The organism is Kitasatospora humi (assembly GCF_020907985.1).
GTDB lineage: Bacteria > Actinomycetota > Actinomycetes > Streptomycetales > Streptomycetaceae > Kitasatospora > Kitasatospora humi.
This window is the reverse complement of record NZ_JAJJPA010000009.1, coordinates 170,700-185,510: the sequence shown is the minus strand read 5'-3', so window position 1 is coordinate 185,510 and position 14,811 is coordinate 170,700. Positions and strand designations below refer to the sequence as shown.

The 14,811-nt window shown below is 73.4% G+C and carries 13 protein-coding genes and 1 pseudogene; 8 read left to right on the top strand and 6 right to left on the bottom strand.

Annotation, left to right across the window (positions count from 1 at the left end):
* The first annotated feature begins 59 nt into the window (after nt 1-59).
* The 4 genes from LN042_RS12660 to LN042_RS12645 all read left to right on the top strand — a co-directional run bounded on the left by LN042_RS12660 (nt 60) and on the right by LN042_RS12645 (nt 3,422).
* Entirely contained in the window at nt 60-338 is a 279-nt protein-coding gene (locus LN042_RS12660; RefSeq protein WP_230051252.1) for a hypothetical protein, read from the top strand.
* A 218-nt stretch (nt 339-556) separates the two neighbouring features.
* The gene (locus LN042_RS12655; protein WP_230051251.1) at nt 557-1,423 is read left to right on the top strand and encodes an NAD-dependent protein deacetylase; all 867 of its coding nucleotides are present in this window, start codon (nt 557-559) and stop codon (nt 1,421-1,423) included.
* 64 nt (nt 1,424-1,487) lie between these two features.
* Nucleotides 1,488-2,045: a cysteine hydrolase family protein gene (locus LN042_RS12650; RefSeq protein WP_230051250.1), complete on the top strand. Its 558-nt coding sequence runs from the start codon at nt 1,488-1,490 to the stop codon at nt 2,043-2,045.
* A 105-nt stretch (nt 2,046-2,150) separates the two neighbouring features.
* Nucleotides 2,151-3,422 (top strand): MFS transporter, encoded by a 1,272-nt coding sequence (locus LN042_RS12645; RefSeq protein WP_230051249.1) that lies wholly within the window; start codon nt 2,151-2,153, stop codon nt 3,420-3,422.
* 17 nt (nt 3,423-3,439) lie between these two features.
* Here LN042_RS12645 and LN042_RS12640 read toward each other — a convergent pair whose 3' ends face one another.
* The 4 genes and pseudogenes from LN042_RS12640 to LN042_RS12630 form a co-directional block, all read right to left on the bottom strand.
* Entirely contained in the window at nt 3,440-4,198 is a 759-nt protein-coding gene (locus LN042_RS12640) for a tRNA-dependent cyclodipeptide synthase (RefSeq protein ID WP_230051248.1), read from the bottom strand.
* Nucleotides 4,199-4,400: 202 nt separating this feature from the next.
* Entirely contained in the window at nt 4,401-4,790 is a 390-nt protein-coding gene (locus tag LN042_RS12635) for a hypothetical protein (protein ID WP_230051247.1), read from the bottom strand.
* Nucleotides 4,791-5,165: 375 nt separating this feature from the next.
* Nucleotides 5,166-5,333 carry a DUF8730 family Cys-rich protein gene (locus LN042_RS38285; protein WP_504871025.1) on the bottom strand — a complete coding sequence of 56 codons (168 nt, stop codon included), beginning with the start codon at nt 5,331-5,333 and terminating at the stop codon, nt 5,166-5,168.
* Nucleotides 5,334-5,655: 322 nt separating this feature from the next.
* A pseudogene (locus tag LN042_RS12630) lies at nt 5,656-6,075 on the bottom strand (alpha/beta hydrolase fold domain-containing protein); the annotation flags it as partial.
* A 530-nt stretch (nt 6,076-6,605) separates the two neighbouring features.
* Between LN042_RS12630 and LN042_RS12625 the strand changes: the two are divergent.
* Genes LN042_RS12625 through LN042_RS12615 form a run of 3 tightly spaced genes read left to right on the top strand, consistent with a single transcriptional unit; the run spans nt 6,606 to nt 9,482 of the window.
* Nucleotides 6,606-7,412, top strand: a complete 807-nt coding sequence (locus tag LN042_RS12625) for an ATP-binding cassette domain-containing protein (protein WP_230051246.1) — start codon at nt 6,606-6,608, stop codon at nt 7,410-7,412.
* Nucleotides 7,409-8,437: an ABC transporter permease gene (locus tag LN042_RS12620; protein WP_230051245.1), complete on the top strand. Its 1,029-nt coding sequence runs from the start codon at nt 7,409-7,411 to the stop codon at nt 8,435-8,437. The genes LN042_RS12625 and LN042_RS12620 overlap by 4 nt, the downstream gene beginning before the upstream one ends.
* 55 nt (nt 8,438-8,492) lie before the next feature.
* Nucleotides 8,493-9,482: an ABC transporter substrate-binding protein gene (locus tag LN042_RS12615; protein ID WP_230051244.1), complete on the top strand. Its 990-nt coding sequence runs from the start codon at nt 8,493-8,495 to the stop codon at nt 9,480-9,482.
* Nucleotides 9,483-9,606: 124 nt separating this feature from the next.
* Here LN042_RS12615 and LN042_RS12610 read toward each other — a convergent pair whose 3' ends face one another.
* Nucleotides 9,607-10,692 carry a Gfo/Idh/MocA family oxidoreductase gene (locus tag LN042_RS12610; protein WP_230051243.1) on the bottom strand — a complete coding sequence of 362 codons (1,086 nt, stop codon included), beginning with the start codon at nt 10,690-10,692 and terminating at the stop codon, nt 9,607-9,609.
* 43 nt (nt 10,693-10,735) lie between these two features.
* Here LN042_RS12610 and LN042_RS12605 point away from each other — a divergent pair, with 43 nt between their 5' ends.
* The gene (locus LN042_RS12605; protein ID WP_230051242.1) at nt 10,736-11,947 is read left to right on the top strand and encodes an ROK family transcriptional regulator; all 1,212 of its coding nucleotides are present in this window, start codon (nt 10,736-10,738) and stop codon (nt 11,945-11,947) included.
* A gap of 18 nt (nt 11,948-11,965) precedes the next feature.
* Here LN042_RS12605 and LN042_RS12600 read toward each other — a convergent pair whose 3' ends face one another.
* Entirely contained in the window at nt 11,966-14,389 is a 2,424-nt protein-coding gene (locus LN042_RS12600; RefSeq protein ID WP_230051241.1) for a SpoIIE family protein phosphatase, read from the bottom strand.
* Nucleotides 14,390-14,811 lie beyond the last annotated feature (422 nt).

Sequence of the window (14,811 nt, the reverse complement as noted above, 5' to 3'; positions counted from 1 at the left end):
GCCGGTCCTTCCTACCAGCCGGTAGTGGGGAGGACCGGCGTCGGCTAGATTTCTCTGCCGTGACTGCTACCGACCCGCTGGTGAAGCCGCTGACGGAGATCGTCATCGAACTCGCCTGGCTGCTGGAGTGCTCCATCGACGCGGACGGCGAGCCCCGGGCAGCAGCCAAGACGCTGGACTGGATCGCGTTCGTCCTCGACCACCTGACGCCAGACCAGCGCGAGCGGCTGGCCGGTGTGGTCTCCAAGATCGCTGCCGAGGCCGACCCCGGCGAGCGGCAGCGTTACCTGACGGCGTTCCCCGAGGCGTTCGGGCTGGTCGACGACGGCGGCGAGTAGCGCGGCGCGACCGAGCCGCAGGGCCCAACGGTGCTGGGCGGCGCGGCGGCGTGCGGCGCGGCGGCGTGCGGCGCGGCGCGGCGGTGACGCGCGGCGGCGTACCGCGCGGCGATGGAGGGTGGTGCGGTTCCGTCGGGGGCTCGATTCGGCTCGGCGGCGCGGCGGGACGCGGATCGGTGGCAGTACGGCCACCCGGCCCGGGCCGTACCCTGGCGAGTATGGGTGTGCCAGGAACGGTCGACGACCGCGCGCGCGATGCGGCCCCGCCGGAGGACGACGGGGTCGCGGCCCTCGCCCGCCTGCTCGCCGAGCGGGGAGTGGTGGTGCTGAGCGGTGCGGGGCTGTCCACCGAGTCGGGGATCCCCGACTACCGGGGTGTCACGGGCAGTCGGCGTCGCGGCACTCCGATGACGTACCAGGAGTTCACGGGGAGCGCCGAAGCGCGGCGCCGGTACTGGGCGCGCAGTCATGCGGGGTGGCAGGCGATCGCCCGCGCCGCCCCCAACGCCGGGCACCGGGCCGTCGAGGAGTTGCGGCGGTCCGGGCGGGTGGCGGCGGTGATCACGCAGAACGTGGACGGCTTGCACCACGCGGCCGGCACCCGCGATGCCGTCGAGTTGCACGGCGGGCTGGACCGGGTGGTCTGCCTCGACTGCCGGCACACCAGTACTCGCGCGGAGTTGGACCGGCGGTTGGACGCGCTGAACGCCGGATTCCGGGCCGCGGGCGCCGCCGTCAACCCGGACGGCGACGCCGAGCTCCCACCGGGGCTGGTGTCGGACTTCCGGGTCGCGTCCTGCCGCAAGTGCGGCGGGGTGCTCAAACCCGATGTGGTCTTCTTCGGCGAGAACGTGCCCAAGCCCCGGGTCGAACTGTGCTACCGACTCGTGGATTCGGCGCGGTCGCTGCTGGTGCTCGGCTCCTCGCTGACGGTCATGTCCGGCCTGCGGTTCGTCCGGCGGGCGGCGCGGGACGGCAAGCCCGTCGCGATCGTGAACCAGGGAGCCACCCGCGGTGACGACCTGGCTGCCGTGAAACTCTCACTGCCGCTCGGGGCGACCTTGGCCGTGCTGGCCGGGAACTGATGGACCACCGGTCCTGGACGTGGTCGGACGGCGGACCCGGACGGCAGACCCAAGGGAGGCCTGGATGTCGCGTTCAGCGCTGCTCGTGATGGATGTCCAGCAGGGCATCGTGGACTTCTTCGTCAAGGACCCGGGCTATGTGCCGCGGCTGCGCGAGGCGATCGACGCGGCCCGGACGGCCGGGATCCCGCCGATCTTCGTCATGGTCGCGTTCCGGCCCGGGTACCAGGAGCTTAACCGCCGGAACAAGGCGCTCTCGGCGATACCGTCCGGCATGTTCACCGAGGGCCATCCGACCACTCGGCTGCACCCGGCGCTCGGGGCACGGCCGGGCGACGTCGTGGTCAACAAGAAGCGGGCGAGCGCCTTCACGGGCAGCGACCTCGAAGTGGTGCTCCGGTCCGGCGGGATCGATCACCTGGTGCTCACCGGCATCGCCACCAGCGGCGTGGTGTACGCGACCCTGCAGCAGGCGGCCGACCTGGACTTCCAGCTGACCGTGCCGGCCGACGGCTGCCTGGACCCCGACCCCGAGGTGCACCGGGTGCTCACCGCGAAGGTGTTCCCCCGAATGGCGGAGGTGACCACCGTGGCCGAGTGGAGCGCCGCCGTGGCGAAGTGAGGCGCTCGCCAGCGGTTCAGCTCATCAGGTAGGCCGGCACCGCCGAGATCCCGAAAGGCTTGCAGTAGGGTTGCTATTGCAAGCTATTCGCAACAAGCTTGGTGCATGCCTCACTTACTGCCCCGCACCGGGCCCCAGCGCGTCATCGCCGCCTCCAACCTCGCGTACACCATCGGCAGCGGCGTCCAACTGACCGCCGGCGTGCTGTACTTCACGCAGGCCGTCCGGCTGCCGGCAGCCCAGGTGGGGCTCGGGCTCGGCATTGCCGGAGCCGTCTCGCTCGTCGTGGGTGTCGCCGTCGGCCGGGTCGCGGATGTGCGCGGCGCCCGGGGCGTGTATGCCATGACGCTGGTGGTGCGGGCATCGGCGACGGCAGCCTTCACGCTGGTGCACGGCTTCTGGCCGTTCCTGGCGGCCGTGTCGGTGGCCACCGCCGCGCAGGCGGCCGGGTTGGCCGCGCGCGGCCCGCTGATCAGGCGCTACGGAGGTGAGCGGCCGCAGGAGTTCCGGGCGTACCTGCGCTCGATCACCAATGTCGGGGTCTCCATGGGTGCGCTGCTGGCGGGTTGGGCCGTCCAGGTCGGCACCCTCGCCGCCTACCGACTCCTGGTCCTGGGTGGGGCAGCCTCGATCGCCGCCGCGGCCGCCGTGCTGCCGCTGCTGCCGTCCGTCGGTCCGCTGCCCGCTCCCGCCGGTCCGCGTTGGGTCGCGCTCCGCGACGCGCCCTACCTGCTGCTCACCGCCCTCGACGGCATCATGGCCGTGCAGTTCAAGATCCTCACGATCGCCGTGCCGCTATGGCTCGTCCAGGACACCAGCGCCCCGCGCGGACTGGTCTCGGTGACCATGCTCGTCAACACCGTGCTCGTGGTCGCCTGCCAGGTGCGAGCCGGCCGTTCCGTCGACACGCCAAGCGCCGGCGCCGCCGCGTACCGCCGTGCGGGCGTGGCGTTCCTCGGCTCGTGCGCGCTGGTTCCGCTGTCCGCCGGGGCTTCGGCCTGGCCGGCCACCGCGGTCCTGCTGACGGCAGTGACGGTCCACACGGTCGGCGAGCTCTGGCATTCCGCCGCCGGTTTCGAGCTGTCCTACGCGTTGGCGCCCGAGCATGCCACTGGCCAGTACCTCGGCGTCTTCGGCCTGGGCGCCGGCCTGGCGGACGCCGTCGGGCCCGGCCTGCTCATCGGGCTGTGCATCGACTGGGGCCGGCCGGGGTGGTACGCGGTCGGGGCACTGCTCGTGGCAACCGGGCTCGCGGCGCCGGCCACGGTCCGCCGGGTGGAGCGGCGTCGGTCCATCGGGAGTCCGGCCGGCGGCTGGACGACGGGGGCCCGGGCCGCCACCGGCCGCCCGGCACGCGCCGGAGCGGCCGGAGATTAGCACGGGCCGAGTGGCCGTCAGCTCGGCTGGGCGGCACTGTTCGGGCCGGCGGCGTCCACCGGCAGCACCTGGAGGAAGCCCTGGGTGGGTTGGGGGGCGCAGGCGAGGCGGTGGGTGAAGAGGAGGCGCAGGAAGCGGGGCGCCTGGTGGTAGCAGAAGACGGACTGGGCTGCGCCCGTGATGCCCGGGGTGTCCAGGAACAGGGGCAGCTCGCCGATGAGGTAGTCGCTGGCGGTGAGGAGTTGGGCCTGTGTGGCGGCCGTACCGGGCGGCAGCCGGCGGTCCAGGACCCATGCGCCGGCGTCCAGGCAGGCCGCGCGGAACTCGGGGTCGGTGGCGATGAGTTGCCGCGCCAGCTGGTGCAGGGCGGCGTAGCGGGGGTTGGCCGGCAGCGCCGCCGAGGTGAGCAGGCGCTCGGCCGGATCGGGGACGCCCAGCGCTGCGAGGGCGGTTGCGATCTTGTTGAGGACGTACTGGCCCTGCCGGCGCGCCTTGAATGCGGCGCGGTCGGGCGGGTAGCCGATGGCCTGGAGGGTGTGAACGGCCAGCGAGTCCGGGACGAAGAAGTGCACCTGCTCGAACTCGGCGATCGCCCAGTGGGCCAGTTCGGCGATCCGCTGGGCATGGAAGTAGCCGTTGAACGGGCTGATGCCGATGCAGGCGTGGATCCGCCGGGCGTACACGCGGTGGCAGCGTTCGGTCAGCGGGACCGCGCGGAACGCGGGCCGGGCGGCTGAGGGAACGGTGGCAGGTGGAACGGCGGTGGGCAGGCTCAAGGGAGACTCCGGGCGGTGATGCCGTGCTGGGCACGGTGGAGGTGGCTGCGGTGCGTGGCTGCGGCATCGCCGTGCCTGGTCGCGGGCCGCACTCGGGCACGGCGCAACCAGGAGGCCGCAGCAGGGGGGTGACGGAGCGAACACCGGGCCGGGAGGGGTCAGACCGATCGCGACCGGCGCCGCTGAAAGAACCGAGGAGCCGTCAGGTCCGACTCACGCAGATGCCGATGAGGGTGGCGCGCCCGCCGGTGCCGTCGGGTGAGAGGGGCTGTGCGGGCGGACTGAGCGATCCCCGGGCGCCGGCGGGCACTTGGGCGCCCGTCGCATGGGTGAGTGCCGGGGCCGCCGCACTGGTGCGGCCGGCAGCGAGATCGGCGCGGTGGTCACCGGCACTGCTGCAGCAGTCGATCGACGCGGCGGCAACCGGGTCGCAGTGGGCAACCGTTGCCGGCGCCTGGCGGGTCAGCATCAGGGCGTCGGCCGAGGCGGCCGGCACCCAGGTGTCGCAGCAGTCGTCGATCCGGACGCCGAGCAGCACCAGCAGCGCGGCCAGTACGACGGCCACCCCGAGTCGCCTACCCAGAGCACTCATAGCAGCACGAAACGTTAGCAGGCGGTGGCATCGGAAGGCGGCAACGCGACCCGGTCGGGGATTCCGCACTGGCGCCCCATCGGCGCCCGGCTGCCCGGAGATCCCGAGTTCCTTGGCCGGTACGGGCGGTGAGCAGCACGCTCGCCGCGATGATGACTCGACCTCGTCGGGGACGGGACCTCGTTCGCGCAAGGCGAGTGCCGATGCGCACCGGGAACGCGAACGGAGACTTCTGCGCCCACCATGCCCTGGCCAGGCGTGCGCGCCCCCATGGCCAGGGCATGGTGGGCGCAGTACTCGCTGCGGGCCCGGGTGGCCTCGCGTGGTGGCGATCGGGTGAGCCGGTAGCGGCGCACTGCGGTGGCGCCGGGCCGGTCAGCCCCGGCCGAAGAGCCGGCCGAGCCAGCCGCCCGCGGGGCGGGAGTCCTTGGCGCAGGAGCAGCGGTCGGCCTTGGGGACGCCGGCGAGCACCTGTTCGACGTGCATGCCGCACCCTGCGTAGCCGGGTCGGCCGCAGGTGCGGCAGAGGACTCGTCGGCACATGGTTCGCCCCGTTCTGGCGGCCCGACCATCGGGCCCGAGGGGCAATGATACCCCGGCGGGTATCTTTCCCGAGGTTTGGCCGTGGGCAGGGCCGGTGCGCCGGGCCTGCCCACGGCCGGGGACGCCGGTGCTCAGCCGCCCTGGGGCCGACGGCCGTGGTTGGCCCCGCGCCTGCTGCGGGCCTTCTTCTTGCGACGTCGCTTGGATGACATGGCCGCTCCTCTCGGGACGGGTGCGCTACTCCCCCGTCCCACGGTTCCACAGGCCGCCCGTACCGGCGCGGCGACCGGTCGGGCCGGGACTCCTGTGAACAGGTCAGACCCGGCGCATGTGGCACCGGTCGGACCGGGAACGCCAGGTCCGGCCCGCCGCGGCCCCGGGCGGCGGCGAGGGCCCCGGCGGCGGCGAGCACGCCGCCGGCCGGGCGGCCGGCCACGGGAGCCGGCCGGGTGAGGTCGACGCCGAGTTGGTCGGCGTGGCGCGCGGTCCAGCAGAGCGCGGCGTAGCAGCCGTCCAAGGCGGCAGGGTAGGGGCACTCGGGAGCCGGCCGGTCGTCGACGGAGACCACCATCGCCCCGGCGGCCAGGCACAGGTCGCGGCAGTTGCCGTCGCCGGTGTCGAGGTCGCCCGAGAGGAAAGCGCCGCCGGAAGTGCAGCACGCCGGGGCGCGGACCAGGAGGCGCGTCGAGCGGGCGGTGGATCCGGACGGCGAGGTCGCCCGCCGGATCCGGGAGCAGGGCATGGCTGACAGCGACGCGGGGATCGTCCGTCGGTGGCTTGCCCGCCGGCAGCGAGCGCCGGTGTTCGTCTGGCCGAGGCCGGGCGGCCGGCCCTGCCGGCCCGGCTCGCCGATCCCACCGCCCCGGAGCCGGAAACCGCAGTCCCGCTCTGCTCGAACCGACCTTCCCCGGCCGGGGTGCGACCGGGCAGGTCGGTGGGCCAGCCGCGAACCAGGCGGCGCGGCACCGGCGATGGCGTGACGACTACCAGGAGCGGTTCCACCGCCTCGACCCGAGCGCGCCCGACACCCGGCCCGCCGTCGCCAGTTCACCCTCGGCATCGCCCACGAGCAGAGCCCACGAGCAGAGCTACGTCACCTTCCGGGAGTCCCTGGCCGCAGATCCGGACGGGACGGGTGACCCCGAGACGCAGAACGGGAGTTGACACCTCCTGGGACCGAACCGGCCTGTCCCGTACGCGATGCCTTGACAGGGAGTCAGCACGCTTTCACAATCGGCAATCTGGTAACTGCCGCCACTGGGAAGGCGCACCATGGTTTCTCCGGGGGAACCGCTGCTGGAGGCGCGCGGCGTGGTCAAGCGGTTCGGCCATGTGCGGGCGCTCCAGGGCGCCGACTTCACCGCCCACCCGGGCGAGGTCGTCGCGTTGATCGGCGACAACGGCGCGGGCAAGTCCACACTGGTGAACGTGCTGTCGGGGGTGCTCGCCCCGGACGGCGGCGAAGTTCTGCTCGCCGGTGCGCCGGTCCGGTTCAGCGGGCCGCAGGATGCGCGGCGGCAGGGCGTCGAAACCGTTTACCAGGACTTGTCGTTGGCCCCCGACCTGGATGCGGCGGCCAATCTCTATCTCGGCCGGGAGCTGCTGCGCAGCGGCCTGCTCGGTCGTCTCGGCGTGCTGGACAGAGCCGCGATGCGCCGCGAGGCGGTCGGTGCGTTCGCCGAACTCGGCGTGGTGCTGAAGGACTTGACGGCCCCGGTGGCCAGTCTGTCGGGTGGCCAGCGGCAGTCGGTGGCGGTGGCGAGGGCGGTGGCGTTCGCCAACCGGGTCATCTTCATGGACGAGCCGACGGCCGCGCTCGGCGTGGTGCAGCGCGCCCGGGTGCTGGAAACCGTGCGGCGGGTCGCCGACCGCGGCATCTGCGTGGTGCTGATCAGCCACAACATGCCCGAGGTGCTGTCGGTTTCGGACCGGATCGAGGTGCTGCGGCTCGGCCGCCGGGTCGCCTCCCTCACCGCGGCGGACACCACCATCGAGGAGTTGGTGGGCGCCATGACCGGTTCGCTGGACCAACCGGCCGACGCCCCCGCAAGCGCCTGGAGTCCGGAGGAGCCGCGATGACCGCCGGTACCGGTCCGCTTGCCGACGTGACGTCGGATTCGGTGCCGCAGTGGCTGCGCCGGGCAGCCGGTGTCAACGAGCTGTGGACCTTCGTGATCCTGGTCGCGTTGGTGGTGTTCTTCTCCATCGCCGCGCCCGACAAGTTCTTCACCGTCTTCGACCTGACCCAGATCGCCGTCAACGCGGCCATCTACCTGGTGCTCGGCGTCGGCATGACCTACGTCGTCATCACCGCGGGCATCGATCTGTCGATCGGATCGGTGCTGGTGCTGGCCGCGGTGGCAGCCGCCGAGTACAACATCCACCACGGTGGTGCGACGGCGGGTTGGGCCACCGTGGCGGTCTGCGTGCTGATCGCGCTGGCTGTCGGCACCGGCTGGGGAGCGCTGCAGGGGGCGATCGTCGCCACCGGGAAGGTTCCGCCGCTCATCGTCACCCTGGGCGGCCTGGGCGCGGCGCTGGGCCTGGCGGAACTCGCCACCGGGGGCCAGGATCCGGCCGGCGCCGCGGCCGCGGACCTGCAGAACTCCCTCGGTTACGGCAAGGTGCTGGGCATTCCGTGGCTGGTGGTCCTGGCGGCCGTGGTCACCGTGGCCTTCGGCCTGGTGCTGGGCACCACCCGGTTCGGCACCCACACCCTGGCGATCGGCTCCAACCCGGCTGCCGTGCGGCGCGCGGGCATCGGGGTCGGCGGGCACTTGGTCAAGGTGTACGCGCTGATGGGCCTGCTCGCCGGTCTGGGGGCGGTGATGTGGCTGGCATCCTACGGGACCACCTCGATCGCCGGTCACTCCACCGACAACCTCAAGGTCATCACAGCGGTGGTGCTCGGCGGCACCAGCCTGTTCGGGGGCCGCGGTTCGGTGCTGGGCACGGTGATCGGTGTCTTCATCCCGGCGGTGCTCAACACCGGGCTGATCGTCATCGGGGTCCAGCAGTACTGGCAGGACGTGGCGGTCGGCGTGGTGCTGGTCGCCGCCGTCTACGTCGACCAGCTGCGCCGCCGCGCCCGGGAGCGCAGCTGACCACCGGCCGCACGTCGAGCTGATCACTCAGCCGCACGTCGTAAGGAGCACCAGGATGTCGAGCACTCACAGCAAGCGCGTGGTTCTGTCAGCCGGTCTGGCCGCCCTGGTCCTGGCCGGCACCGCCGCGTGCTCCTCCAGCGGCGGTTCGTCAACTGCCTTCGGCCACAAGAAGATCACGCTGATCACCGGTGTCAAGAGCGACCCGTTCTACATCACCATGACCTGCGCCGCGCAGGCCGAGGCCAAGGCCAAGGGCTTCGACTTCACCGCCGACGGCTCAGCGCAGTGGGACGTCTCGGTGCAGCGCCCGCTGATCGACTCGGTCGCCGCGTCCCGGCCGGACGGCCTGATGATCTCGCCGGTCGACACCAGCGCGCTCACCCCCTCGCTGAAGCAGATCCAGTCCGCCGGGACCAAGGTGGCCCTGGTGGACACCTCGGTCACCGACCCGTCGGTCGGCATCACCCGGATCTCCTCCGACAACGAGAAGGGCGGACAGGTGGCCGCCGACGCGCTGGCCCAACAGATGGGCCAGAAGGGTTCGGTGATCGTGATCAGCGTCAAGCCCGGCATCTCCACCACCGATGCCCGGATCAAGGGCTTCACCGAGGAGATGGCTGCCAAGTACCCCGGCATCACCATGCTGCCGACCCTCTACGACAACGACCTGCCCGCCACCGCGGCTTCGCAGATCCAGTCCACCCTGGCCGCGCACCCGGATCTCGGCGGTGTGTTCGCCGGGAACACCAACACCGGCCAGGGCATCGCCACCGGGCTGCAGCAGGCCGGCAGGCAGGGGGCGGTGAAGGTCGCGGCGTTCGACGCCGAGCCCGACGAAGTGTCCGCCCTCAAGGCCGGCACGCTGCAGGTGCTGGTGGCGCAGGACCCGGCGTCCATCGGCACCCAGGCGGTCGATCAGCTCGCCGCCGCGTTCGGCGGTCAACCGGTGCAGAAGGAGATCGGCACCACCATGGTCGCCATCACCAAGGACACCATGAACGATCCGGACGTCAGCAAGTACTTCTACAAGGCCGGGTGTTGAGCTGACCGGCCGTGACGCGAGCCGGAGCCCGCACACCGTCGGCGGGCGGGCTCCGCTCGTGGTCGTGGTCGGTCGTGGTGGTGATCGTGGTCGGTCGTGATAGTGGTCGTGGTCGCGGTCGTGGCTACAGCGTCACCGTCCGTCCCTCGGCCGCCGAGCGGCGCGCCGCCTCCAGGACGGCGAGCGCGGCGACGGCCTCGCGCGGCTCGACCGGTGCGGCGCCCTGGCCGCGCAGGGCCAGGGCGATGCCCTGGTAGTACTCCTGGTAGGCACCGGGCAGGGTGGGCCGGCTGATCGAGTCGTCGACCGTGCCCAGGCGGCCGTAGCGCTCGGCCGGTGTCCGGCCCCAGCCCTCGTCCAGCGGGGTCCGGCCGGCCCGCAGGGCGTCCTCCTGGCCGTCCAGCCCCCAACTGGTGTAGGAGGCCTGGCTGCCGAGCACCCGGAAGCGCGGTCCGAGGTGCGCGGCGGCGGCGCTCATCCAGAGGTGCGAGCGGGTACCGCCGGTGTGGGTGAGGGCGATGAACGCGTCGTCGTCGGCCTGCGCGCCCACCCGGCGCAAGTCGACCTCGGCGTACACCTGGGCGGCCGGACCGAACAGGGTGAGCGCCTGGTCCACCAGGTGGCTGCCCAAGTCGTAGAGCACTCCGCCCACTTCGGTCGGATCACCCAACTCGCGCCAGCCGCCCTTGAGCTGGGGGCGCCACCGTTCGAACCGCGACTCGAAGCGGTGCACCCGGCCCAGCTGCCCGGCCCGCACCAGTTCGCTGACCGTGCGGAAGTCGCCGTCCCAGCGCCGGTTCTGGAAGACGCTCAGCAGCAGGCCCCGGGACTCGGCCAGCGCGGCAAGGGCGGCGCCCTCGGCGGCGGTGGCGGCCAGCGGCTTGTCGACCACGACGGGCAGGCCCGCGTGCAACGCGGCGGTGGCCAGCGGGATGTGGGTCCGGTTGGGCGTGGCGACCACCACCAAGTCGAGTCCGAGCGGCCACAGTTCGTCGGCGGCACCGAGCAGGCGGGCCTGCGGGTGGCGGGCGGCGGCCTGGGCCCGCCGCTCGGGATCGGCGGTGACGATCGCGGCCAGCCGAAGGCCGGGCGTGGTGCTGATCAGGGGCGCGTGGAAGACGGAGCCCGCGAGGCCGTAGCCGATCAGGCCGACCCGCAACGGGGCCGACGTGGCCGTGGAGGCGCTGCTGTCCGGGGAGGTGTTCGCCATGGACCCAGTTAAGCAACAGCGTGGATAAAGTCATAATCGAGGAGTGCCAACCGCTGCGTCCATCCCCGACTCCCCCGACTCCCCCGGCTCCCCCGACGACCGGGCCGATCGGACCGACCCGGCCGATCGGACCGACCCGGCCGACCGGACCGCGACCGACCGGAGCAACCGAACCGCTCGTCCCGCCTCGGCCCGGGCCGCCGCTCCCACCGGGGCGAACCTGACCGCGCTCCGCGACCACAACGCCGCCACCGTGCTGAGCCTGGTCCGCGCCGCCGGAGCCGGTGGGGTGAGCCGGGTGGAGCTGGCCCGGGCGTCCGGGCTGACCGCTCAGGCGATCAGCAAGATCGTGCAGCGGCTCACCGAGGACGGTTTGATCGCCGAGGCCGGCCGCGGCGCCTCGACCGGCGGCAAGCCCCGCACTCTGCTGAGCCTGGTGCCCGACGTCCGCTGGGCCGTCGGCGCGCAGCTCGGCCGCGACACGCTGACCGTGCTGCGCGCCGATCTGACCGGCCGGATGGCGGCCGGTCGCCGGATGCCGATCGACCTGGCCGGCTGGGGACCGGACCGGGTGCTGGACCTGCTGGTCGACCAAGTCCGGCTGCTGCTCGCCGACCTGCCGGGGGAACGGGTGCTCGGCATCGGCGTGGCCTCCCCCGGACCGCTCGACCAGCATGCCGGCGTACTGCACCAGGTGACCGGCGCGCCGGCGTGGCAGGGGCTGCGGCTGCGTGAGGCCGTCGCCCGGCGGCTCGAGCTGCCCACAGTGGTGGAGAAGGACAGCACGGCGGCGGTGCTGAGCGCCCTGGGGTCGCCGAACCGCGCCTTCGTCCACCTCGACCAGGGCCTCGGTGCGGGCCTGGTGCTCGGCGGCGCCGTGCAGCGCGGTGCCCGCACCAACGCCGGGGAGTTCGGCCACCAGACGCTGGATCCGGGCGGGCCCCGTTGCCGTTGCGGCGCCACCGGCTGTGTGGAGGCCCTCTGGGCCGCCGCCCCCACTCCGGTGGCGGCGGCGCGGATCCTCGGGGAGGCGGTGGCCAACCTGGTGCGGTTGCTCGACCTGGACGAGGTGGTGCTGGGCGGTCGTGCTGTGCTGGCCGCGCCGGAGGTCTACCTCGCCGAGGTCCGCCGGGTGCTGGCCGCCCGGCTGCCGGACCCGGACTGGCAGCCGGTCGCCGTGTCGGTCGCGCCGGCGGGCCCCGACGCCGTCGCGCTCGGGGCCGCCGGTCTGGTCCTGGCGCGCCTATTCGGATAGCTGACGGGCCGTCCCCGGCTACCCTGCCTGGGGCAGCGGTTGCCGCGCCCAGATGGTCTTGCCGCGGTCGTGGTAGCGAGTCCCCCAGAGGTCGGCGAGCTGCGCGACCATGTAGAGCCCTCGGCCGCCCTCGTCGGTCTCGGCCGCGTGCCGCACGTGCGGTGAGGTGCTGCTGTGGTCGGCGACCTCGCAGATGAGGTCCTGGTCGCGGATCAGCCGCAGCCGGATCGGCGGCTTGCCATACCGCAGTGCGTTGGTGACCAACTCGCTGACCATCAGCTCGGTGCTGAAGTCGAGGTCCGCCAGGCCCCAGGCGTGCAGTTGCTCGGTGACCAGGCTGCGGGCCCGGCCGACCTCCTCGGGGTCGCTCTCCAGGTTCCAGCTGGCGTAACGCTCCGGTTCGAGGCGGCGCAGCCGCACCACCATCAGCGCGGCGTCACAGCGCATGCCGCTGGTGCCGAGCCGGTCGATCATGCCGTCGCACAGCGCGGACAGATCGGCCTGCGCCGGGCGCGGGTCGGCGAGCGAGGCCACCGCGGCGCGCAGCGCCTCCGGGCGGCCGTCGCCGTCGCCGGCGTCCGCGTCGGCGAACCCCCTGGTGCTCATGGCCAGCACGTCCCCCTCCCGCCAGGGCACGGTGGCGCTCTCGTACGGCGCGCTGCGCATCCCGAACGGGGAGCCGATCGGCATGTCGACGACCCGCGCCCCCTGGTCGGCGCTGAGGACCACTGGGGGCGGATGGCCCGCGCTGGCGAGCGAGAGCTCGTGCTTGATCGGGTCGAAGACGGCGAGCAGGCAGGTGGTCCCGGTGGGGCCGCCGCCGGGGACGGCGAAGTCCACCATGACCCGCTTCGCATGCCCGTCCAGGCGCGCGAGGACCTCCTCCGGAGGCAGGTCCATGTCGGCGAGGAGCCGGGTCGCCGTCCGGAAGCGGGCCATGTAGACGGCGGCGTGCAGACCGTCCCCTGCCGCGTCCCCGACCACCAGGGCCGTCCGGGCGCCGGAGAGCCGGATGAAGTCGTACCAGGCACCGCCGAGCGCGCTGGAACCGCGGGCCGGCAGGTGCCGGTAGGCCACGTCGACGGTGAGCAGGTCGGGTAGCCGGCTGGGCAGCAGTCGGCGCTGCAGCTCGAGGGCGCGGCCCCGCTCCCGCACGTAGCTCCGGGCGTGGTCGACGGCGATGCCGGCCCGGTGGACGATCTCCTCGGCGGTGACCACCTCGTCCAGGTCGAACCGGCGTGCCTGGCTGCGCGGCTCCTTGAAGCGGACGAAGACCGCGACGCCGAACGGCATGTCCCGCACGTACATCGGCACGGCCAGCCAGGAGTGCACGTGGTCGCGCGCCACGGCCGCGGTCCGCACGCTGCCGCTGTCGACGGCGGCCGAGTACAGCCCCTCGCCGGTCAGCCGCAGCGGCCGCCGGCTCAGGAGGGCTCGCATCGCGGGCCCGCCGGGGGCGGAGGCGAACGGGTCCACCTCCCCCACCTCCGGCACGGTGTGGGCCGGCCACCAGTCGGCGGCGGTGGCGGTGGCCGCCCGCAGCAGCGGCCGTCCGGCGGCGACGGCGTCGGCATCCGGTTCGCCGGTGCCGAAGGCGTGGTGGAACAGGTCGACATGGGCGTAGTCGCACAGTGCCGGCACCACGAAGTCGGCCAGGCGCTGGGCGGTGTGCTGGACGTCGAGCAGGCCGCCGCCGATGCGCAGGCCGGCCTCGTTCACCAGCCGCAGCCGTTCCCGGGCCTGCTCCTGGCGGGAGATGTCGACCAGGACGTGGGCCAGACCGATCAGGTCGCCGCTGCCGCCGCGCAGTGGGAGGACCGTCTCGGACCAGACCAGGGGGCGGCGGCTCGGCGCCGGCGCGGCGCCCTCCACCTGGACCCGCACGAGCGGCTCACCGCTGTCGAGGACGGCTCGCTGCCGCTCCTCGAAGGCGTCCAGGTCCAGCAGACCGGGCGGTGCGACCTCGCGGAGCGTCCGGCCCTCGACGTCGGTGAAGCCGCCGGCCCGTCGACCGGCCTTGTTCAGGGCCAGGAAGCGCCGGTCGGTGTCGAAGACACCGATGGCGACGGGTGATTCGGTGAACAGTCCGTCGAGCAGGGCGCGGTCGAGCTGGGCGCGGCGCACCGCGTCGCCGGGGGCGGCCTGGAGCAGCCAGCCGTCGCTCAGTGGGGTGGCCCAGAGCGCGGCCTCGACCGTGCTGCCGTCGCGGTGGCGCAGCGCGGCGGTGCCCAGGTAGCCGGGCCGGTCGGAGTCGAGCCGGGTGGGGTCGGCGTGGGCGCCGAGCAGGTCCCTGGCCGCGGTGCCGAGGACCGCGGCAGCCGGGTGGCCGAGCAGCCGTTCGGCGCCGGGGCTCCAGTGCAGCAACCGGCCGGCCGGGTCGACGACCGCGTAGGCATCGCCCTGCGGGTCCGGGTCTTGCCGGGAGGAACCGCTGGCAGCCATATCCCACCTCAGCGCTCAGGGCAGCGGACGACGCCCCGGTCCGGCGAGCCGGTACCACCGCCGGAGATCTCGGTCCCTTGGCCAGGATAAGCCGCTCGGTGCCCGACCCGCCCGTCCGCGGGCCCCGGGCCGCCCCGTCAGGTGCTCGGGCCTCGGTCAGGCGGTGCCGCCCCGCTCACACGAGCAGGGAGGGAAGGACCACACGGGTGCGGGCGCTCGCGTCCCGGGGGCGGGGGATGCTGAAGTGGCCGGCGGCAGGGCTCGGCCCTGGTGGGGGGCAGGGCCGGCCGAGTGCCTGCTGAGTCCGCCGCCGGCAGGCACGAGCAAACCAGACCTGATGAGGGCAGGTCAATGGCGACGGGTCAGGATGCTTTCGGTGAACGATCGGACGCGGACCGCACAACGACGTTGCACCGCCCAGC

Excerpts from the sequence above, each read along its gene's own strand:
- LN042_RS12655 (WP_230051251.1), top strand. The coding sequence starts at position 557 with ATGGGTGTGCCAGGAACGGTCGACGACCGCGCGCGCGATGCGGCCCCG.
- LN042_RS12650 (WP_230051250.1), top strand. The coding sequence starts at position 1,488 with ATGTCGCGTTCAGCGCTGCTCGTGATGGATGTCCAGCAGGGCATCGTG.
- LN042_RS12645 (WP_230051249.1), top strand. The coding sequence starts at position 2,151 with ATGCCTCACTTACTGCCCCGCACCGGGCCCCAGCGCGTCATCGCCGCC.
- LN042_RS12635 (WP_230051247.1), bottom strand. The coding sequence starts at position 4,790 with ATGAGTGCTCTGGGTAGGCGACTCGGGGTGGCCGTCGTACTGGCCGCG.
- LN042_RS38285 (WP_504871025.1), bottom strand. The coding sequence starts at position 5,333 with ATGTGCCGACGAGTCCTCTGCCGCACCTGCGGCCGACCCGGCTACGCA.
- LN042_RS12625 (WP_230051246.1), top strand. The coding sequence starts at position 6,606 with ATGGTTTCTCCGGGGGAACCGCTGCTGGAGGCGCGCGGCGTGGTCAAG.
- LN042_RS12620 (WP_230051245.1), top strand. The coding sequence starts at position 7,409 with ATGACCGCCGGTACCGGTCCGCTTGCCGACGTGACGTCGGATTCGGTG.
- LN042_RS12615 (WP_230051244.1), top strand. The coding sequence starts at position 8,493 with ATGTCGAGCACTCACAGCAAGCGCGTGGTTCTGTCAGCCGGTCTGGCC.
- LN042_RS12610 (WP_230051243.1), bottom strand. The coding sequence starts at position 10,692 with ATGGCGAACACCTCCCCGGACAGCAGCGCCTCCACGGCCACGTCGGCC.
- LN042_RS12600 (WP_230051241.1), bottom strand. The coding sequence starts at position 14,389 with ATGGCTGCCAGCGGTTCCTCCCGGCAAGACCCGGACCCGCAGGGCGAT.